Here is a 22,767-nt window from a genome sequence, read left to right as displayed (position 1 = left end):
TGCATATTTTTTAAGTTTAGAAAGAGACGGATAAACCGCCGGTTACAGTCATATAGGCCGGATAATTTGTGATTCCGGCATTTAATCTTTCCGGGTCCAGATCCTTTATTTTAGAGAAGGTAAGCAAATTTGTACCACGTACGAATAGTTTACATTTGTTTGCAAAGAATCTACCTGCCTTATTTTCAAATGTATAACTAAGTTCTACATTTTTCAAACGGAAAAATGAGCCATTCTCTGTCCAGAAACTGGAATCACGAAAGTTGTTGCTTTTTGTCGTTGTTGTTAATCGGGGCATTGTACCTGAAGGATTATTAACCTCATGGTAGCGATTTAATGCTAATTCAGAGTATCCATTCAGACCATTATTCCAATAATAAGCGTTTGTACATAATTGAGTAATACCTGTATGAAGAGTTCCTAACATATAAAGTCCAAACCCTTTGTATTTGAGGTCTACATTGATTCCCCAAGTGGTTATAGGAAAACTTTGCCCTAGGCTCATACGGTCATTATCATCTACAATCCCATTGTTGTTTAAGTCAGCGTATGCAATATCGCCGTTTTGATATATACCGTATGATTGTAATGAGTGATCTTCTAATGGAATGTCTTTTCCAAATAATCCTAGTGCTTGTAAGCCAAAAATAGTACTAGTAGGCCGTCCAATGGCTTTACGATAGCTTTCCACTCCTTCTATTTCATTCCATTTATCTAATTTATTTTTTGAATAAGTCATATTGGCTCCGACTGTGTATAAAAAGTCCCGTCCGATATTCCCTTTCCAGTTGATTGCAATATCTATACCTTGATTAGTCACCTGACCGATATTTTCATACATTGTATAATTCCCTGCTGTAGCGGCATATTGGGCGTTATTCACTCCGATGATGTCTTTTCTACATTCATGGAAATAATTGAGTTCTGTGCTTAGGCGATTATTAAGGAATAATCCTTCGATACCGATATTAAACTCTTGAGAGTATTCCCATGTTAAATCTGGATTTCCCCAGCGAGCTAAACTAACTTTATGATCTGTTTGATCCTGGAAGAAATTATAGTTGCCATTATTATTCCAACCAGTTTGATACAAGAAGAATCCAGTATTACCTGTATAGCCTAATACACCGAAACTTGCTTTTAGCTTCAGGAAGTTAACAGCTTTTGCTTCTTTCATGAAACTTTCGTTAGAATTATCCATGAAGCTCCTACAGCCGGAGAAAAGAAAAAACGATCGTTTTTATCAAATTTGTTGGATCCCATGCCAGCCAGAGTCAGCTCGGCTAGATAGCGTTTGTCATAACTATAGTTTAAACGCAGAGAGATGTTGGCATCTTTAAAATCTTGTGTCATTCCTGTCATCTCATTCTTTGTATACCGGAATGCGCCAATTGCTGAAAAGTCATGCACTCCTAATGTGCGTTCATATCCTATATCTGCACGCATACCAAAATAGCGGTAGGTATTATTGGAGGCTATCTTTTGCGTTTTGGGCAAATCCAGCTTTTTCATCTGTGTATATCGGGTGATAGTTTCACCGTCTAAATCACTATAAGTGTCAATGGCATAAGTTGGATAGGTATTCCTTAATTCTTGACGTAAGTAACTATAATTGTCAAAAGTTACATAAGCATTAAATGTCAATCCCTTAACGTATTTATTGAAGTCAAAATTTGCTCCAAGGTTTGTCTGGCTATTTACATACCTTTCGGAAGTGTCACCTCCATAAACCATATCTGCATATAAATTGTCTACTATCCGTGTGCTGGCTCCGAAGAATGGCGTGCCATCTTCATTGGGGGTAAACTGTCCCGATAATGTTTCATTAGGAATAATGAAAGGGTACTCATTGGGACGATTAGAAGATAATGTACTGAATATGCCTGCACCATCTTTTGCTCCCCAGTTTTTCAGTTCCACACGAGCTGCAACATCTGCTGTTACTGTAAGAAAATCGGTGATTTTAATATCCAGATTACCACGTGCATTCATACGGTGTAAAGCCGAACGTTCTCCAACTTTTTCTAATCCGGAACCACCGGTATATCCGCCAACTAATGCGTATTTCACACCTTCATTACCTCCATTAAACTCAATTGTACCTTTTCGGTAGATATTTTGGTTCAATAAGAACTCATTGTAATAATCAACATTTGGATACAATACATCATTGACTCCACTACTATTTCTGTATCCTTCTAATTGCGTGTCAGTATAATAAGGATTCATCCCATCGTTTATACGAGCTTCATTAAACAATTTTGAATAGTTGTAGGAATCCAGATACTTAGGTACACGTGTAGAGGGCTGTACACCGTATTCTACCCCGACACGAACAATTCGTTTATGAGCTTCTCCTCTTTTAGTACGTACCAAGACCACTCCGTTTGTGGCAGCTGCTCCATACAGGATTTTGGCTGTAGCATCTTTTAAAACTTCGATGGATTCTATTTCTTCCGGTAAAATATCATCTATCGGACGTTCTATTCCGTCAATAATAACCAAGGCCGTATTTGTTCCATTATTGTGTTGTCCACGTACATATAATGTTGATGTGTTATAGCCCAAGCCGCCATCACCGGAAATAGCAATTAGTCCGGCAGCCTGTCCTTGTAAGGCATTGGATAATTGTAAATCAGGGTATTTTAATACATTTTCCATAGATAACTTGGATACTGTACCTACCAGGTCCCGCTGATACGTTTTTCCACCGTCTGCACGTTCGTGTATGTCCCTTTCTGAAGCATATAGATCTTCATTTTGTAATTTGATGACAGTGGGCTGTTCTTTTGCGAGGTTTATTACAACATCTTTATAACCGAACGCTTCAATTAATAAGGTTCCATTAGCTTTTGTTTTGAGTGCAAATTTTCCATTTGCATCTGTATAGTTTATAATAGAACCTTCACCGCTCAATACTGTTACTCCGCTTAGCGGTTTACCTGTGTTGTCTGTCACCAGCCTTTCACTTCAATAAGGGCTGTTTTTTTCTTTTTAGGTTTATCCTGTGCTTCTAGCGAAGTGGCTATGCCGGATAATATAGCAGTGACAAACAGAATAAATATGAATTTATTATATCTTTTCATTTGATTAAGCCATTTTAATTACCAATATGGGTTTTGTTGCAAATTATTCAATGCGTCTACGTCATGTTGAGGCAAAGGATACCAGTAATTCTTCTTTGTAAAAGAACGCACTTCCGGAGTTATATCGATTTGTTCATAATCATAAGTCAATGTAGACTTATCCGTGATACTTCCATGATTAGATTCTCGTGGTGTGAATAATGCTCCCTTAATAGGATAAGTATCCTTGAATGTTTCTTCCAAGATCATCCAGCGGCGGATATCCCACCAACGATGATTTTCAAACATTAATTCTACGGCACGCTCACGGCGATAAGCTGCACGGAATTTATCAGGATCGGCTACAATATCTGATGGCAGATCTGTTAAGCCAATTCGTCTGCGAAGAATATTAATAGCTTCTGCAGCTGATATAGGACATCCCTCAATAGTTGCCGTAGCACTTCCGCAACCCTCAAATAGCGCTTCTGCATAGTCTAAATAAATTTGCGAAGCACGGATATATATGGTGAGGAAGCGATAGTCCCACCAACAGTTCGGATTGTTCTTTTCAAGATACTGATTGCATTCCGGCCACATGAACTTTTTACACATAAATCCTGTGAACATTCGTTTGTTGCAGTCTTTTTGAGTTAACATGTGTTGATAGGCTGCTCCTCCTTTGTAGGTTGTAATGTAATAGGTACGTCCATCAGCGTAATGTCCCCAAGTTGTTCCAGGTAAAAGGATGTTGTTATAGAAACGGGGATCACGATCCTCAAATGGCTTATGGTCATAGTCAAGTGCATAGCCGCTTCGTGGGTCATCAATCGGGTAATAAATACCGTCTGCTCCCTTCTTGTCAAACATGTTGAGATATTCAAACTTGGGCAGCACATGGAATTTCCATCTGGTCCCGAACCGAATGCAAGATCCTCATATTGCCAGAATGTGCGGATAGTGCGTTTTTGGTTTTGATTAGCAGCGTTAGGAAATTGTCGCTTGACCCAAATGTACTCCGGTTGATGTACAGGTGGATATTTAAAATAGAAACATTCGTATATTCTTCTTTACTAGCCAAACCATAGGGATAAGGGGCAGACTTGCTTCCATCCATATAACGTATTACTTCATAAGCGGATTTTGCTGCGGATTTTGCGCGTTCCGTGTCATAGCCTTTGTTTTCTGTAGAATTTAAATTATTCTGCATCAATGGACTTGCATCAAACAACTGTGCCCATTCTTTAAGTGCCATTGCTGCAATTTTTGTGGGTCTTCCATAGTTTGGATCATCCCAACTGTCAGGTAACATGTAAATTGCTTTTTGTATATCTTCCATCATCCAGTCGTGTGATTCATGGTAGGTCATACGGGGAATATCATCATCTCCACCTTCAAAGACCTTGTCAATAATAGGCATTCCCCCATATCTTTTAATTATCTGAAAGTAGAACCAGGAACGATAGAAATAAGCTTGTCCCAGAATCTCATTTTTTTGTTCAGGTGTCAAAGGAGCCTTATCGATATCATTAATAATGCGGTTATTGATACGCAATGCCTTATATGATCGAGATATAGCTGTACTTCCGGCATTACCGATTTCGAAAGTCTTATTTGACTTGGCATTACTTAACCAGTTTCCGGAATGTAAAGTAAAAACGGCAGATGAATTATCTGTGGTTGCCATCTCGTCTGCAAAGAGACCGACAAATGCGCGTCCATTTTCCCAATTATCCATTACCATAACATTTTCCAATTGGTTGAAAGATTGATCTAAGAAACCTCGTAAGGAATAGTAATCCCTAAAGATATCATCTTCTGTCAATCCTACATCTTCCCTTTTATCTAAGAAGTCTTCACAGCTTGTCATCCCACCAAGAATGAAAACTGAACAGATATATAATAATACTTTTCTCATCTTTATTTCTTTTGAATATGATTAAAATGAAACTCTTAGTCCTAAAGTGTAAGTACGGACAATCGGATAGCTGCCTACACCTCCTGTTTCAGGGTCCACGCGTTTGTCCCCTTTCCAGAGGTTAGTAAATTATTCCCGTTCATGTAAACCTGAAGATTAGAGATATGTGCTTCACTCAACCATTTTTTAGGGAATGTATATCCTATCTCCATGTTCTTTAATCGTATATACGAATAGTCGGAATAGCGATAAGTACTTTCCACTTTGTTGTATGTATTGTTCAAGTGTGTAGCAGGTCGCATAACACCCGATGAATTAGCTGTTTCCGGCGTCCATCGTTCCATGGATTTTGGTTGAACACGTATGTTTGAAGCTGGAAAATCCCACAGATATTGATCGAACTGTAACTTATATATATTGCGTGGCGAATAGAGCATTGCACTGAAGTTAAGTCCTTTCCAATTGAACCCGAAAGAAAATCCGATGGTAGTCAATGGGTAATTCAATTCGTCTACAACTACCTTGTCGTTTGAGTTGATTATTCCGTCTCCATTGAAGTCTATATAGATAAGGTCTCCAGGAATTACTTGCGATGCTGTAGTACCATTTATAGCTGTTTGTGCGTAATTGAACACATCGTCTATCGAACCATAATTACCGATCGCAATAAAACGGTTTTGATAATCAATCGGTTTACCTGCAGCTTTCAAGTGCTCATCCGCATTTCTAGGATCATCTTTATAGACAATCCGGTTTTCGCTGGCTGCAAAAGTTAAAGCTCCCCAGTAATTAAAATTACGTCCGATTTTGTCATTCCAGCGTAACTCTAATTCTAAACCATGATTTTTTGTTTCTCCTCGGTTGATAGCGTTAAAAGTAGCTCCTACAATAGAAGACGTAGTTTGTGGGGTCATTAGAATATCTTTACGATTCTCTTTAAATAAATCCAAAGTTAAATCTAACTTATTCCATAAGCCAATTTCTATTCCAAAGTTATGTTTAGTCGCTTTTTCCCATGTTGAAGTCAAGTTAGCAATATCTCCTTCTGTATAGAGCGGGCTATGTGTGACTCCTTGTGTATTTCCTAATTCAATACTTCCTAAAGAATTAAATAATTGGATGTAATTCCAACGTGCAGCAGCTGCATCACTACCGACTTTTCCGTATGAATATCTAAATTTTAGGTTAGTCAGCACATCTCCAACATGTTTTTTTATAAAAGGTTCTTCTGAAGCACGCCATCCCAAAGAATAGGAAGGGAACAGGCCGAAGCGTTGTCCTCGGGCAAATTTTTCCGAACCTGTATAAGAGATATTCATCTCCGCCAAATAACGTTCTTTCCAGTTATAAGTAACACGTCCCACCCATTCTTCACGATAACTTGGGAATTTGATAACTTTATCATCTTTTGAATCAGATACTTGACGGTTCATCAGCGCTAACGCTGTTACATTATGACTCCCGAATGAACGATTATATTCCACAGAGAATTCGTAATATAACTTACGATTATAACCATCCAAATTATCATAAGAAACGTTGGGAGGGAGTTCAATATCCTCATCATTTGGCCATCGTTTTTCCAAAATCATGGGGTAAGTGAGGGAACCATCTGCATTGACTGTCGGATTAGAATAATCATATTCGCGATGGTATTTAATAATACTGTTTCTGGATTCAAAATCATTGTTACCCCAAATTTCACCAGTCTTTATACTAGAACGAGTAGTGGAAGCAGAGGTGTATGAAACTTTAGCGGCAGCTTTTAGTCCTTTAGTTAGAAAGTCCAGTTTTTGTTCCAAACGAACATCATACCATCCCTGAAAGGTTTTATACAGTTGTGATCCATTCGTATTCATATTACAAACAGGATTATAGCCGGCAGTAGATCCATCTCCCCAATAGCCATCACTATACTTTATCGGGAAAGAATTGGTTGGTGCCGCAATGATTCGAGTGTACACATCATCAGCAAAGTTGTCATTGCGGTATCCCATTTTCCCTGCAATATTTACTGATAAGGAAGTCGTTTTAGTTAAATTAAAATCTAAATTTGAACGCCAGTTATAACGGCGATAGTAGTTTCTTGGATCAAAATTCTCCTGTTTCTGTAAATCATAAATATCACCGTCATTTTGATAACCGATGGAGGCGAAGTAACGCATGAAATTGGTTCCTCCGCTGATATTCACATTATATTGTTGGGAAAAACCTGGTTTAACCAACTCATCCCACCAGTCTACTTGTGGAAAGACATCATTATAAGGGCCGTAGTTGCCTGTATCAAAAGCATTTGACCAAGCATTGATAACAGATTGTTTAATTTGTTGATTCCAGTTGTTGTCATTAGCTACAGCTTCATTATACATTTTCATGGATGTAACATAATCTGCCCATTCCATATTTGCAGTAGTCTGTTTAATACCAAAGCTTGTAGAAAAATTGATGTTTGGTTTCTTATCTTGTCCGCGTTTGGTTGTTAACAATATTACACCATTTGCACCTCGAACCCCATATACGGCTGTAGCAGAGGCATCTTTTAGAATAGATATAGACTCGATTTCATTCATGTCAACATCGTTCATATCCCTTTCTATACCATCCACTAATACCAAAGGGTCAGAGTTTTGCCAGGAAGCCTTGCCACGAATGTACATTTTGGTATCACTAGCTCCAGGTTTGCCTGAAGTATTGATAGCTACCAAACCATTTAGTTTGCCTTGTAAAGCCTCTGATACAGAAGTGATATTACCTCCTTTCAACAATTCTTCTCCTTTAGTTTGGGTAATAGCGCCTACACTTGATACCTTTTTCTGAATACCATAACCTACTACCACTACTTCTTCTAGTTGTTTGCTGTCTTCTTCCAGAGAAATGATAGGCTCTTTTTTCAGATCATCCACTTTGATTTTCTTTTCTTGATAGCCGATATAAGAGATTTTGAGTACAGCATTAGCAGCTACAGATAGCGTAAACCGACCATCTATGTCAGAAATGGTACCATTCGAAGTGCCTTCAACAGTAATATTTACTCCTATTAAAGGTTCATTACTTTTTGCATCTACAATTTGTCCTTTAATGCTATGATTCTGCCCCCAAAGTAGAGGAGGAGAGAGTAGCAGAGCTAGAAAGAGTAGACACATCCACTTAAATTCCAAGTTTTGATGTTTCATAGTAATAACGTTAAAAAGTTGTGTGTATAAAAAACATTCTTATTTCTTTTTTGGGTAAGGTGCTACTATACAGCGTTTAGCCCATATTTGGTAAGCCTTTGTCATTTCAACAACTTTTTGCCATAGCATTATTGATGAACAATAATGCTATTGGCAAAATGAGATAATTTGATTTTATAGTAATATTCTTTAAAGATCTCATATGTATAAATTTGAAGTAAACGTCGTGCTAACTTTATTGATTATTCTGAACTTTATCCATTAATACTTTCATCCAGTATCCTCCGATCACCGAACGGGCTCTGAAGCCTACCCATCTACGCTGTCTGTATGGTGCCAGTCGCTGATAGGTACACGAGATACTGTTTCATTGATATATTTATAGACAGGATCAGAGAATTTCTGGAAGGTTTCCTTATCTGAAGACATAGCTGCCGTCCACATGATCCAGTCGGATTTTGTGTATTCTTTACGAGAGTCTAGAGGGAGCCCATAAGGATTCTGTTTTGTCAAATAATAGTTAATCTCTTTTCTGATAACATTATTAGGGAATAAATTCAGGTTCCACAACTTATCCCAAACCATGTTATATTTTTGACTCCAGGTATCTTTACGGTCAAAAGCCAGACGGTAATGATCTCCCTCATTCGCCATTTCTTCCCATTTCACTGCCATTTTCTTAGCTATAGCAGCATATTTATCTGCCACATCGTTCAAACCGAGCATACGAGCCATTTCGCTGTATCCAGCTACGCCCATGATCGCTTTCACTGAAAGATTGGCATTATGAGCCCAGTGACCAGCAAAATCATCCGTGCAAAGTTGGTTTTCCGGGTCCTGTCCAAACTAAGATATAAGTATGTAACCTGCTGTAATTTAGTGTATTATTCATTATTGTGTTGTTTTTGTATTGTTATAAGAAGATGTATCAGGTAAAAACCAGAGATTTTGCCTGATAAAAAATAGCTTTTATTTTTTATCAGGTATATTAATGATAATGTGCTTGAATTATGAATTATTTTGTCTTTCCCTCCCCCAAAAAACAAAATCAAAAATAGATAAGTGTATGTAATAAAGTATATGAATTTAAAAGTCTTTTTTCAAACGCTCAATCAATACTTCTTTAATAAGCTCATACCCTTCTTGAGGATTGAACATCTCATTAGGACGTATTAGATTTTGGATATCCCCTAAGAAATCCATATCGTTCATCTTTTCTTCCATGTTCAAAATGAACTGTTTGTAAGTAGGTGGTTGTCCGGCAACAAAGTCCATATATCGTTTATAGCAGCGAATAATTTCATCCGGATTTACTTCATGTAAAGTGAGAGCTTTGTATAAATCAAATAAGTCACGACCTTTTTTACGCTGATATAATGCGCGTAACTTAGTGCCTAACAGTTCATTCAGTCTATAAGTCGTTAATTCACATTGTCCTGTAAACCAACTATTGTCTACAGAAAAAGGAATCTTGACTAGCCCTAATTCGTTGAAGTGTTCAAAACAGTTAATCTCCACTTTCAATCGAATTTGCACAGTCGGTGGTATCTCCGATTCCATACGAAAAAGCATTGTGTTATTAAATCTTTTCTGTTTTGTGACTCGGTCTGGCAAGAAATTCAAGACTTCACCTAGTCTATACATAGTAGATTTAATTGGTTCTGCATCGATTTGTACAAGATCAATATCCTCACTATATCTAGGCTGCGGAGAAAGATATAATTTGTGTAATGCAGTTCCACCCCTAAAAGCAAGTTTGGAAGCTAAAAAATCATCACTGAAGATGGCAACTAATGCCCGACTAATAATAAGATCTTGCTCAACTTGTTCGTTTGCATTCCATGGAACATGTGTTCTCCATTGCATTATAGCAGCTCTGTTTATCATAGTTCGTCTATTTCTATATCAATATTTATATTTATTTTCCAACGTCTATTCGCACCCTTCAAAATTCGAGGATGGCGTGAACTCAAAGGTATATAATTCAAACGTTTATCATAAATCCGTAACTGTTCATATAGTGTATCTGCCTGTTCTGATTCATTGAGAATACAATCCAAAATATAACCTAGTCTCTGAATAGTTGCTACGGATGTATTATCAAACAAATAATCTTCCACTGCGTTAGAGAAATCTGTCTTTTCAACAAGTTCAGCTAATACAGTAGACACTCGTGATAATCCACCTACATATTGCTCATATTGTACAAGGTCAATAGCTGTTAACTCTGGATTAGAAAAAAGAATAGTTCCTGTTTCTGAATTCTTTTCTTGTAAAAGTCTATCAGGAATCTGTTTGCGATATATCCAACTCAAAAAACTATTTTTATTTTCTGAAACAGACGATTTGGGAAGAATAGTCATTACTGAAAACTTTTGTGGACGTTGATGGGCAGCACCTAATAATTCAGCAGCATTTAACAGGCAAATGTAATAGGGTTTTTTCAGAAAACTCATTAGCTGTTCAATGTAATATATTGGCGGTACAATACGTTTGGCAGCATATTGTATGGGAACAATTACATAAAATCCTTTATAAACAGACAAAATTTTGCCCTGCATTTTTAATCGGTAAAGTTCATTCTTAATTACTTGTTCTGATGAAGCAATGAAACAAGAACGAAGCTCTTCAACACTAAAAGTTGAAGTCCCATTGATTTCTTTTTCTCTGATCCATTCTCTTACTGTCATTTCTTGATATGCTAAATTCAATGCAAAGATAATCATAAATAGATTACTTTTGCATTAAAAACAGGCATTTTATCCATTAATATATCATCGAAAGAATAGCTTATTTTTGTCTTAATCATTAAAAGTGACTATTCGAGAAATGCCTTAAAATGAAGTTTCCCCCTGCTACAACTGTTTTGTAACAGGGGGGAAATCCTTTCAGACGTATTTCTTTAACCTCTTCTAGTAAAGACTAATATTACCACTCAATCTGTTGATCTTCATCTGGTATTTGGGTATTGATGTTACGTTCAAGCGTTAATGTACCTTTTACTTTATATGGCACTATTGCTCCCGGAGCAGAAGTAATGTCATCATAATTATACTCAATCGAAAAGGAGACATAATGATGTTCCAAGTATGGACGAGTAGCATCTTTAATTACCGCAACACTGTAATCAGGTGTACCAAACAATTCGAAATTAATCCTATCATCTTCCGGCCATACTTTCAATGTTTTTGTTTCCTGATCAAATTGCATATATATTTTGTAGGTACGGCGTATCTCTTTGTCTAAATTCTCACCGACTAAACCTGCGTAAAAGAAAATTGTATTTTCGTCTACTACGTATGCAGTACGTGAATTGGCAACCATTGGCTTTTTATCAATGCTTCCATCCGGATTACGAAAAAACACTTCCATAGTAGTTGTACTATAACTTCCTGAATAATCATTGAACGGAATAACCCTTAAGAGTGCTTTTGCATAATTCTTACGCGGATGACTCATATAATTATAAGAAGCATCATCAACTATAGTCAGAGGTAATACCCATTTTTCTACCATGTCAATTCCGTTTAATGTAAAATCAATATTCATAGTTTCCGCATAAGAGTCGGCAGGGATATGAACCGATTCAGAAAAACTGTAAAACTTCTCATCCAATAGCTCATAGAACAATTCAGTTCGTGTACTAAAACGTTCCTGATTCATAATATTCAAAGTATCTGGATCTATGGCGACATGTACATCCAGATCTTGAGAATTCATAGTGGTTCCACTCACTGTTAGAGGTAACTTATACGTTACTTTACCATCTGTTTTATACCGCACATAGATGTTCATGACACCCTGATCGTTTATGGGAGCTGCAAAAGATATGTATTGCTTATACTGTTCTTCTGTCCATTCATCATTACAAGATGTAGCTAATAGCAAAACGGACAATACAATCCAACAATTATATATAGTTTTCATATTATACTTTTTTATATTAATCATTATATGTCCATCCAGGATTCTGGGTTAACAAATTATTCCGTTTTAACTCATCATACTATAGACGCAGAAATATAGTTTGCGCGAGAATGGTTGAAGGCAGATCGTTTATAACCACAGGAGAATGAAATAGAACTTTTTGATCTTCCGAATCAGTCATTAACGTATTGCATCCATATACTTTCATTGCCTCTTCCACCGGAGCATCCTTCCATCTACGTAAATCAAAATATCGATGCCCCTCACCCATTAATTCAATTTGGCGCTCACGTTTCAACTTCTTACGAAATTCATCCTTATTCCCATATACAGTAGTAAGATCATAATCAGGCACACCGGCACGGCAGCGAATCGGTCGAATCCCCTTCTTCATTTCATTAATGTCACGCTTGATGGAATAACTAGTAGAGCCATCCCACGACGAAATGTCATACGTGGATCCATCTTCCAGCTCATTCAAAGCTTCCGCATATATCAGTAATATTTCTGCGTAGCGGATTGCAGGCTCTGGTTTTTTAGTGATGCGGTCGTTTATTTTGCCTACTGCTGTATCATCCGGACTGACAAATTTCATAATTCCTATTCCACTACGTAACCAGAAATTTGTATTCGTATATCCATTACCATTACCACGATAATAGAATATTTGTACATCTACCGGCTGGGCAGGGGTTAGGGATGAATTTTGTAGCATAGGCCATATAGCTCCATTAAATCCGACGGAAGCGTAGAAGCGAGGTTCACGCCCGGCATATTGCTTGGAGACTCCAGCACGTAAGTGTTCATATCCTTCAGTTCCTGCTTCTGTTTTGCTGACAAATCCATTTGCACGTTCGCGCATGTCACTACGACCAGGAATATTTAATTCACGTTCTTTACCCGGACAATCATCCCCATTAGCCATATAATAGGCATCACATTGTTTTTGTGTCATACCATGTGTATTCCAACCACCATAAATTGATGGGAGTTGATGCCTGACCATATCCGCCAGATCACGGTCACCCTGATTTTTACCACGTGTAAAAATCAATTCTTTATTATCTGAGGCTGCTAAATCACCATCAAAGAGCGAACGGTATGACTCAAACGGATCTATATTTTTGTACCCATCCGGCCAATCCTGTTTCGAGAAATCGTTATCTTGATAGGGAGTAACGGTTTTAGGAAAGCCTGGACTTGATTCTGTCTTTGCTAACGAATAATGCAACTCATATTGCCCGAGTTTCATCACATCAAGTGCAGCTGCAGCAGCTTTTGCCCATTTATATTCGTCATATTCCTGCGCAATGAGACATTTACCATCATGGTCCACCAAGTCAGTAAATCTTTCTGTATCTTCCGGGCGAGGATTGTTTATCGGACTTGCCGCATACAGTAACACTTTGGCACGCGCAGCTAGAGCGGCTCCTCTGGTTGGACGAGCTATGTGGTTGGTTCCTCTCTCCAATGGTAAATCTTTTGCAGCTAAAGCCATTTCGGAAGCAATGTAGTTGGCACATTCGTCATAAGTATTGCGTTGCCGTGCCAAACCTTCATAACTATCAGTGTAATCAAGTCCTTCGTCCGGCAACAAAGGTATAGGACCATACCTACGAAGTAAAAGCCAGTAGTAATAAGCTCTTACGAAGCGCGCTTGTGCTTTAAAGTCTGCTTTTTCCTGTTCCGTAATCTTCATATTCATGTCAACATTTTGAATAAAAATAGAAGCTTGACGAATGCCTTTATAGCTTGCTCCCCAAGAATGTCGGAAGCCTTCATTATATGTACCGTTCTTAAATGTTTTATAATCATCACGGTCACCGAAATAAATATCATCGGCAAAGCAGAACAGATTATTATCTTTACTGGAAACATCCATATTTTCTCCTGACAGATATGAAAAAGCATGTGCTAACCACCTTTCTGTCCGTGTTTCATCAGTAAACACATCTTCAAGTAACATGCGGTCTTTGAAATACTTGTCAGAATCCAAGTTGTCCGCACAGGATGCAATTCCTACTCCTAATAGGATATATATGCATATATAATATATTCTTCTCATTTCACGTATATTAAATTAGATATTAACAGATAAACCTAGAGAAAAGACTTTGGAAAGTGGATACTCGGTACCTGTAGAACTACCGAGTTCAGGATCCCATTCTTTGAATTTAGCGAATGTCAATAAGTTCGTTCCGATAAAGAATACGCGTATCTTATTAAATTTCAGTTTGTTTACAACTGTTTTAGGTAAAGTATAGCCAACTTCCAGAGTTTTTAATCGCAAATAAGAACCATCACGCAACCAAAATGTAGACTTCCGGAAATTGTTATCATTTCCACCGAAACTTAAACGAGGATACGAAGCATTTGGATTTTCATTAGCAGGAATACCAAACCTGGCAGCAGTTTCTGCATCCACCCAGCGATTTTCCACCAAATTCTCCAATACGTTTCCCCATTGGTTGTCTTTGAAAGCATATACGGTAGAGCCCTCAATAAAGAATGAAGACTTGCCGGCTCCTTGAAAGTGAACATTGAAGTCAAGTCCTCTCCATTGTGCCGAAATACCAAATCCGTAAATCAAGTTCGGTTTGGTAGTGGCTCCAATAGCCGCTTTATCTCCATCATTAATGACCCCGTCACCATTCACATCCTTATACTTGATGTCACCTGGCTGTACTTTACCAAACTGTTGTTTAGGACTATTACGAATATCATCGTAATCTTTGAACAGACCTAACGCAATAAGTCCTTTTGCCTGATTGACACGATATCCTTTTTCTAATTGATAAGGATAGACAGTATTTGTTTCATCTCTCTCCAGAATTTCATTCTTACTATAAGTCATATTACCTCGAATGGTGAGATTTACTTTACCTAACTTTTGTTTGTAAGCAAAATGACCGTCAAATCCTTCAGATAATACACTACCGACATTGGCTTTAGGATTACTTCTTACGATACCTACCATACCTGGAAGAAATTTTCGCTCCATGTAAATGCCATCACGTTGCTCGTGGAAATAATCGACTGTAGCTGTCAATTTATCATTAAATAGAGATAAATCTACTCCAAAATCATGTTTGGTAGCAATTTCCCATGTTACATTTTCGGAAGCCAACATGCTATATGTCATACCATCAAACTTTTTATCGTATCCGTAATCTCCCCAATTCCATCCGGGGAATATCTTTTCTACATCTTTGTCATCCACTTTTTCTGTATACTTACCGGAAATGGTATATAAATAAGGAAAGCGTGTTCCCAACTGATCATTTCCGACTTTTCCGTATGAATAACGTAGTTTAAACATGTTCATCCATTTCAGATGATCCTTGATCAATTTTTCTTCAGCTATATTCCAAGCAACAGAAAATGCAGGAAAAAAACCGAACCGATGTCCGTCAGCAAAGTTCTCCGAACCGTTGTATCCAAAATTGAAATCGACGAAATAACGGTAATTCCAGTTGTAACTGGCTCGTCCGGCTATTCCCATATGACGTTTGGCAATACTGTTTTTTACATCTGTACCAACATCAACAGTTGTTTTATAAGCATCCTGGCTATATTTGAGAGTTGCTCCTACATGGTGTTCTTTAAATCCACGATTATACTGTAAAAAAGCTTCGAGGAACTCTCTGCGATTACCTGATGACTTACTGGTCTGTTCCATCTTCTGTTCTTCCCTTTGTCGATCATACACTATTTCGCCCGCCGAATTACGGAAACGTTGTGCACGCCATGTTTCAGGCATTTTCTTGTGGTTGATTTCATTATCATTATTGATGTCAAATCCAAAACGTCCTTCAAAGCGTAGCCCTTTTGTTATAAAATCCAGTTTTTGTTCCAAAGAAATGTTTGTCTGTACTTTATTATTCCAAAACTCTTTGTATCCAGTTTGCGTAGCAAGCACCCATGGGTTCGAGCGATCATCTTCTTTACCAAATGCCGGTATATAGCCGTTAGAATACATCAATGGAACACTAATCGGATTTTGATTCATCAATGATTTCCATACATTTTCCCCTTGTCCCGGTGCATTTCGTTTCTTTAAAGAACCGGAAACTCCAACTTTCAGGAGAGTACTTTTAGTTATATCAATGTCCGTGTTCAATCGATAATTCCAACGTTGACTACTTGGGTTGCTATTATAATCCTCACGCATAGCGTCGTCTGTTTTATACATTCCTCCTTCGCTGATATAACTAAGTGAAACAAAATAGCGTGCAGTAGCCCCACCACCATTCATGTTCACATTAGCACGATAAGTCATCGCTCCATCTTTCAGCAACACATCCTTCCAATCCACATTCGGATAAAGATCAGGATCAAGTCCTAATCGTAAAAGCTCCAATTCATCATCTTGGTATATAGGTTCTTTATTACGAGTAATGCGTGATTCATTCATCATGCGTGCGTAAGTGTAACCGTCTGCAAATTCGGGTGTAATGGTGCGTGTGTTGTAAGACGTTTCAACTTTTGCGTTTATATTGATTTTACCGGCTTTACCGTGTTTGGAGGTAATCAAGATTACCCCGTTAGCACCACGGGGACCATATATAGCTGTCGTAGAAGCATCTTTCAATACAGTGAAAGACTCAATGTCCTCTATATTCATTTCGTCCAGGCTACGTTCAAATCCATCAACTAATACCAGCGCAGAATTGTTTGCTCCGAAAGTGGAGATACCCCGAATCCAGAATTCAGAAGTATTCACTCCCGGCTGCCTGATGTCTGCATGGCGAGAATACCTGCTACATTACCTGCCAAAGCATTTGAGAGGTTTGCTGAAGGATTTGATTTCAGGTCGTCTACATTTACAGTCGTTACCGCTCCTGTCACCGTCAGTTTTTTCTGCACGCCTGTTCCGGTGATGACAACTTCATCAATCTCTCTTGCATTGGCTTCTTTCATTGTAATATTCACTATACGTTGCTGCTTTATCAGCACTTCCTGTTTATCAAATCCAATATATGAAAAGAGCAGCCTTGAATATTCTTCAACATTTATTTTGTAACGTCCGTTAATATCTGTGATAGCTCCCAAGCCAGCCTGGTCTTTTACTGTTACATTCACACCAATCAGTGGTTCCTTATTCTCATCTGTTACAATTCCTGTAACTTCTATCTTTTTTTGCGCAAAAACGCTTATAGAAATCAATAATAGACAGAAAGTTATCAATTTCTTAATATTTATGCATTCCATATTATTCGGTTATTATTTAACTTCATCCGATATTCTTTTATCTGATTGGTCTCTAATGAGGTCTTCCGGTATTTTTTCCAAAGCAATTTTACGGATACGATGATTATTTACATCTCCCACATAAAATATATTGTTTACTTCATCGTATGCCAATGCGGCTGGAGAATCAAAACGAGCCTCTTCGCGTAATGCCCCATCTACATAACCATTGGCATGTATATTCATACCAACGCTTCCTCGTCCTGCAAAAGTTGAAGTAATTCCGTCTGGTGTCAGCTTTCGAATACAATGATTATCACGATCAGTAAAGTAAAAATCGTAAATTTCATCTTTTCCGGCTGCCTTATACTCTGGATTCTTGACAAACACTCCTTGGTAGGGTCTGCTTAATCGCGCCTTAGCTCCAATTTTATCATCATAGCCAGCTTGACCTGGTGCTCCGCATACGACATACGGATTGGTAAATGTTTTCTTGTCTTCATCATAGTTTGCACGGAGGATATAGTGACGGTTTATTACCACTATATATGCATACTTTCCGGATGGGTGAATGATATAATTGAATTCCCAATCTATATCTTGAATAGCGTACAGCTTTTCTTGATGTTCCTTATTATTGTTTATTCCCCACTTGTGATAATCATATCTTATCACCATACCTTCTCCGAAGTTATTATAATATAATTCTCCATTTCTGGGATGCACAGCAGAAGCTTGGCATCCATTACCGGTAGTCAATCGTTTCTGATCCAAAAAGTTACCTTGGCGAGTCATGAAGATGTTACTTGCACCATTAACATCTCCTTTTGAGCATGCAATTATCATTGTATCACCATCTAATGTCTAGGTAATACTGCGAAAACGTCCTACTCCATCACTTCCGGCAGCCAATCCAGTCGTTATGTATTCTCTTTCTAAATCTAAAATTCGTATAGGCTTTTTACCTTGATCACCATTGTCTTGGGTTAAATAAAGAAGATTCGGAAATTTTGGATCAAATGAAAACCACGTAGGAGAATCTATCTTTCCACAATCATTAAATGGACCTTCTTTTTTTATTTCTCCATTTCCTAGTTCATCCACATAGCCACATAAAGTAGTGACAAGCATCTGTTGGACATATTTATATTTCTGTGGTATAGTTACAGTTGGGGTTTCGCCGACTGTTAGTTCTATCGTACCTTCATAACACTGGTCTGGAGTAATGCAATATAAACAATTGCCTTCTACACTAATAACCTTAGCTTCTTTTCCACCTACCCTAACTGAAATAATAGAGGGATCAATGCCAAAATTACTACCATAAATAATCATACGTACTTTTGTTCCTCCTGATTTAGGGGTAAAGTCCGTTACCTCTACTGGTTGACTTGGATCATAAGGGGCTGCAGTTGTATCTTTGTCGTCTTTACAACTGCTGAAACAGACTGTAAAGATGAATGCCAACATCATGCATTGTAGTCCTATGTTCCCATGTTTCATAGTTTTACATTTCATAATACACTAGATTTAAAATTATTGATTATTCTGAACTTTATCCATTAACACTTTCATCCAGTATCCTCCGATCACCGAACGCGCTCTGAAGCCTACCCATTTACCGCTGTCGGTATGGTGCCAATCACTGATAGGCACACGTGACACGGTCTCGTTAATGTATTTATAGACAGGATCAGAGAACTTTTCAAAGGTTACTTGATCCGGAGACATAGCTGCCGTCCACATTATCCAGTCGGATTTTGTGTATTCTTTACGAGAGTCCAGAGGAAGCCCGTAAGGATTCTGCTTTGTCAAGTAATAGTTTATTTCTTTTCCGATTACATCGTTAGGAAATAAATTCAGGTTCCATAACTTATCCCAAACCATGTTATATTTTTGACTCCAAGTGTTCTTTCTGTCAAAAGCCAAACGGTAATGATCACCCTCATTCGCCATTTTTTCCCATTTCACTGCCATTTTCTTAGCTATAACAGCATATTTTTCAGCTACATCATTCAACCCGAGCATCCGAGCCATTTCACTGTATCCGGCCACTCCCATGATCGCTTTCACGGAAAGATTGGCATTATGAGCCCAATGTCCGGCGAAGTCATCCGTGCAAAGTTGGTTTTCCGGGTCCTGTCCAGACTAAGTTTTTTTTAGTTATTTAGTTTATTATCAGATATGTATAGCTAACATGTCTTGTTTCTGTGTTGTAATTAGTTGGTTTTTCGAGTGTTTTTGTAGTCTATAAAAATGATTTATTTCTAGGATTTGGGGTATCCCAGATTGTTTCAACAAATTCTAATTTTAGAATAAAATATCAACAGTTCATGCATGATAAAGAAATAATATATCCCCAAATGTAGTTTCAGGGATCAAATAAGATGGAATAAAGACATGATATATTAGTGGCGGTTTAAAACAGACTAAAATGATTCCATCCATTCACTTGACCGACAGATGTTTTTATATCCTTATCTCCATTATAAATCGCGAAACATTGTTCCGTTGGAGTATTAGATAGTTTAGCCCATTTTGAAATACCTTTAAAGAAATCCGGTGAATAAGTTGCTCCTGATTTGATTTCATAGGCATACTGTTTCCCGCCAACCATTCTTAATAAGTCAACCTCATTGCCAGTACTATCACGCCAAAATGATAATCCCGGTTCAACACCTCTATTATAGGATTCTTTTACAAATTCATTGATGACAAGATTTTCAAACAATCCTCCACGTAAAAAATGAGTAGTTATTTGTTCTGCATTTTGTATGTCAAGTAAAGAACAGGCTAGCCCTGTATCATAAAAATATAACTTAGGAGTTTTTACCAATCGTTTGGCATAATTGTTATAATCAGGTTTCAGTAAATAACAGATATAACTTGCTTCTAATATAGATAACCAGTTAGTAGCTGCTGTGACAGAAATTCCACATTCATTTGCTAATGATGAAAGATTTAATAATTGCCCTATGCGACCTGCACATAATTTGAGGAATTTAATAAATTTACTTAGATCCCCAATATTACGTAATAATCTCACATCTCTTTCTACATATGTTTGTATATAGAAAGGATAATAATCATCCGGATTTATAGCTTTATCATAAATACGTGGATAAGCTCCCTTAAAAACTTCTTCATTTACACTGGATGGCAATATTTCTCCTTTTTCCATTTCATAATGCGAAAACGGTAGTAGCTTGAGTACTGCCGTACGTCCAGCTAATGATTGATTCACACTTTCCATTAATAAGAAGTTATGAGATCCGGCCAGCATATACATACCTTCTTTATTCTCTTTATCGGTATGCGTTTGGATATAAGAGAAAAGTGACGGAACTCTTTGAACTTCATCGATAATTGTTTTATCCGGGTAGGTGGAAAGAAATCCTCTCGGATCATCTGTAGCAAATAGTCTCATATCAGGATCTTCCAAAGACACATACTCATAGTCCTGAAAGGAATTCCTCAATAATGTTGATTTTCCAGATTGTCTAGGTCCTGTCAATGTAACAATCGGATATTTATTTGCCATTTCAATTAGCTTGGATTTCAGTATTCGTTCTATCATTGCTGCTCTTATTTTACTGTTTGCAAATTTAATCTTTAAAAGTGAATTTGCAAAACTTCTCTGTTTTTTAATTTAAAGTTCTCTATTTATATTAGATTATATTAGATCTTTTATAATCATATCTGCAGCATACTATAAGTAATTATAATTTAAGCAGCCTGTCATTGAGCTGGATTTAAACAATGGCAAGCTGCTTATTATTTATCTTATATTCAATAATATACCTTCTATCTGTTCTACGGAGCGTATCAAAGCTATTTTAGCATCAAAGAATTTCTTAAAAACAAGAACTTACATTCAACAACTGATTCGCATGAATAATTAAGGTTGCATTGCTTCATTTTAAACAGTGATGCTTATGACTAATTATTTTCTAGTGCTGTATTCAATCGGAGAACACCTTCCAAAAGAGAAGCTCCACTTGCTTGTGCGCCCATAGAAGCAATATTTCCAGTAAATATGGATCCCCAATAATAGTTACAATACATTTCCGGATAAGTTCCACGAGTCAAGTTTGCGCTCAACGTTTCTGCATTTTTTCGCAGGAAAAGAATCAGATTCTGCCTAAGTGTACTATTAGCAGCTTCATCCAATGCCAAATTGACTATATAAGGAATCAAAACTGCTTTAAAGATGCTTTGGTCCATAGACGGACCTTCATTACGCAAAATGCCATTAGTTAAGCACCTATCACTGGTTGTGACATAGCTAATAACTTTTTCTGCACATGTCAGATAATATTTTTCATTTGTAATATGATACAATTGCCTACTTGCTTCTCCATACGTACCTTGCGTATAGGTTAAAGGAGGTTCCTCTATTCTACCATCTCCCAATGTTAAGTAATTATTATCGTAGGCAAATTTATGAAGTATTTTAGCATCTGATAAATACTTATCTTCATTGTATTTTTTATACAATTTGGTAGCCATCAAAGCACCGGGAGCATTGGTACATATATTCCGGCTTCGCCCATTAGAATTATTTTCATTATTCCAAGGAAGTCCAGTTCCTTTATCATCTGTCCATTTTCGTGTAATAATGTAAGTGTCATACAACCTCTTGGCTGTATCGGCAAACTTATTATCGTCTAACACTTCTGACATTCGCAATAAAGTCAGACCAATCCAACACATATCATCAGTATATGGATTTGAAAAGCCTGTAGGATCGTTGTTGTCGTGATGATAATTATTTCCATGATTTTGAAACCATCTTTCAAAATATTCTTTATATGTCGCAGCCAATATAGGATTATTATCTTTGATACGTTCATAAGAATACAATACCACATCAATAGCATGAGCCTGTTGCCAATAAATATAAGTATTAGCCGAATTTCCAGATATATTTTGGGGGGATACCCAAAACGTTCCTTTCGTTTTATCCATAAACTGTTCAATAAGTACATACGTACAACTATCTGCCAAAGGTACTCCCTTATTCGATGGAATAGCAGTAATGGTAACTCTTTCTGATTTTCTTCCGTAGTTATCCACCACAACAACAGATATGAAATAAGGCTCTGCGGATGTCAACCGGAGTAAATACCCTTCTCCTTTCTGAATCGTATTCACTCTTTTTTCGTCATTGGAACCTTTCTGCTTATAATAGATCTCTACCCCTAGCATATTGGTCACAGTAATCGGATTCGTCCATGTTAGATAAAGTTCATTGGGATTTTGTGTAATCTTAGCCTTCAAATTCGTCACTGGTGTAATAGTTATTTGCGAAGTATCGGTGCTACCCTCTATTGTATTGGTATCCTGTTCATTTGTTTCCCCACAGGCAATACATGAAAATATAAAAATTAAAAACAATACATATTTATTCATTGCGATTAATAATAAACGACTGAAATGCTATGGATATTTACAAATATCCATAGCATTTACAATCCCCATTTATAGTTTATTT

The 22,767-nt window shown here is 37.3% G+C and carries 10 protein-coding genes and 6 pseudogenes; all 16 read right to left on the bottom strand.

The genetic code is table 11. The features are described from left to right. Positions 1-16: 16 nt before the first annotated feature. The 16 genes and pseudogenes from DXA05_RS27015 to DXA05_RS03735 all read right to left on the bottom strand — a co-directional run bounded on the left by DXA05_RS27015 (position 17) and on the right by DXA05_RS03735 (position 22,685). Positions 17-1,177 carry a TonB-dependent receptor gene (locus tag DXA05_RS27015; protein WP_284515403.1) on the bottom strand — a complete coding sequence of 387 codons (1,161 nt, stop codon included), beginning with the start codon at positions 1,175-1,177 and terminating at the stop codon, positions 17-19. After that, positions 1,174-2,958: a TonB-dependent receptor plug domain-containing protein gene (locus tag DXA05_RS27010; protein ID WP_284515402.1), complete on the bottom strand. Its 1,785-nt coding sequence runs from the start codon at positions 2,956-2,958 to the stop codon at positions 1,174-1,176. The genes DXA05_RS27015 and DXA05_RS27010 overlap by 4 nt, the downstream gene beginning before the upstream one ends. Next, on the bottom strand, positions 2,955-3,086 hold the full coding sequence (locus DXA05_RS27005) for a hypothetical protein (protein WP_284515401.1): 132 nt from the start codon (positions 3,084-3,086) through the stop codon (positions 2,955-2,957). Before DXA05_RS27005 ends, DXA05_RS27010 begins: the two co-directional genes overlap by 4 nt. Before the next feature lie 18 nt (positions 3,087-3,104). After that, positions 3,105-3,935 (bottom strand): RagB/SusD family nutrient uptake outer membrane protein, encoded by an 831-nt coding sequence (locus DXA05_RS27000; RefSeq protein ID WP_284515400.1) that lies wholly within the window; start codon positions 3,933-3,935, stop codon positions 3,105-3,107. 10 nt (positions 3,936-3,945) lie between these two features. Further along, the gene (locus tag DXA05_RS26995; protein ID WP_284515399.1) at positions 3,946-4,983 is read right to left on the bottom strand and encodes a RagB/SusD family nutrient uptake outer membrane protein; all 1,038 of its coding nucleotides are present in this window, start codon (positions 4,981-4,983) and stop codon (positions 3,946-3,948) included. 21 nt (positions 4,984-5,004) lie between these two features. Next, positions 5,005-8,156, bottom strand: a pseudogene (locus DXA05_RS03785) (TonB-dependent receptor). Positions 8,157-8,391: 235 nt separating this feature from the next. Continuing rightward, positions 8,392-9,002 (bottom strand): annotated as a pseudogene (locus tag DXA05_RS03780) (DUF1793 domain-containing protein); the annotation flags it as partial. A 240-nt stretch (positions 9,003-9,242) separates the two neighbouring features. After that, positions 9,243-10,043 (bottom strand): nucleotidyl transferase AbiEii/AbiGii toxin family protein, encoded by an 801-nt coding sequence (locus DXA05_RS03775; protein ID WP_004298164.1) that lies wholly within the window; start codon positions 10,041-10,043, stop codon positions 9,243-9,245. After that, a complete protein-coding gene (locus DXA05_RS03770) occupies positions 10,040-10,846 on the bottom strand; it encodes a type IV toxin-antitoxin system AbiEi family antitoxin (protein WP_049702264.1) in 807 nt (268 codons plus the stop codon). The genes DXA05_RS03775 and DXA05_RS03770 overlap by 4 nt, the downstream gene beginning before the upstream one ends. A 238-nt stretch (positions 10,847-11,084) precedes the next feature. Further along, the gene (locus DXA05_RS03765; RefSeq protein ID WP_049702263.1) at positions 11,085-12,083 is read right to left on the bottom strand and encodes a DUF4973 domain-containing protein; all 999 of its coding nucleotides are present in this window, start codon (positions 12,081-12,083) and stop codon (positions 11,085-11,087) included. 16 nt (positions 12,084-12,099) lie between these two features. Next, a pseudogene (locus DXA05_RS03760) lies at positions 12,100-14,148 on the bottom strand (RagB/SusD family nutrient uptake outer membrane protein). 15 nt (positions 14,149-14,163) lie between these two features. Beyond that, a pseudogene (locus DXA05_RS03755) lies at positions 14,164-17,285 on the bottom strand (TonB-dependent receptor). A gap of 21 nt (positions 17,286-17,306) precedes the next feature. Further along, positions 17,307-18,791, bottom strand: a pseudogene (locus DXA05_RS03750) (IPT/TIG domain-containing protein). Between the two features lie 18 nt (positions 18,792-18,809). Next, positions 18,810-19,418, bottom strand: a pseudogene (locus DXA05_RS03745) (DUF1793 domain-containing protein); the annotation flags it as partial. 274 nt (positions 19,419-19,692) lie between these two features. Further along, the gene (locus tag DXA05_RS03740; protein ID WP_049701665.1) at positions 19,693-20,850 is read right to left on the bottom strand and encodes an ATP-binding protein; all 1,158 of its coding nucleotides are present in this window, start codon (positions 20,848-20,850) and stop codon (positions 19,693-19,695) included. Positions 20,851-21,212: 362 nt separating this feature from the next. Continuing rightward, positions 21,213-22,685 (bottom strand): glycoside hydrolase family 76 protein, encoded by a 1,473-nt coding sequence (locus DXA05_RS03735; protein ID WP_225450163.1) that lies wholly within the window; start codon positions 22,683-22,685, stop codon positions 21,213-21,215. Positions 22,686-22,767 lie beyond the last annotated feature (82 nt).

The organism is Bacteroides sp. AM54-2NS (assembly GCF_003602935.1).
GTDB classification, from domain to species: Bacteria; Bacteroidota; Bacteroidia; order Bacteroidales; family Bacteroidaceae; genus Bacteroides; species Bacteroides xylanisolvens.
Note: the sequence above shows the minus strand (reverse complement) of the source record. Positions and strands in the feature narration are given on the sequence as shown.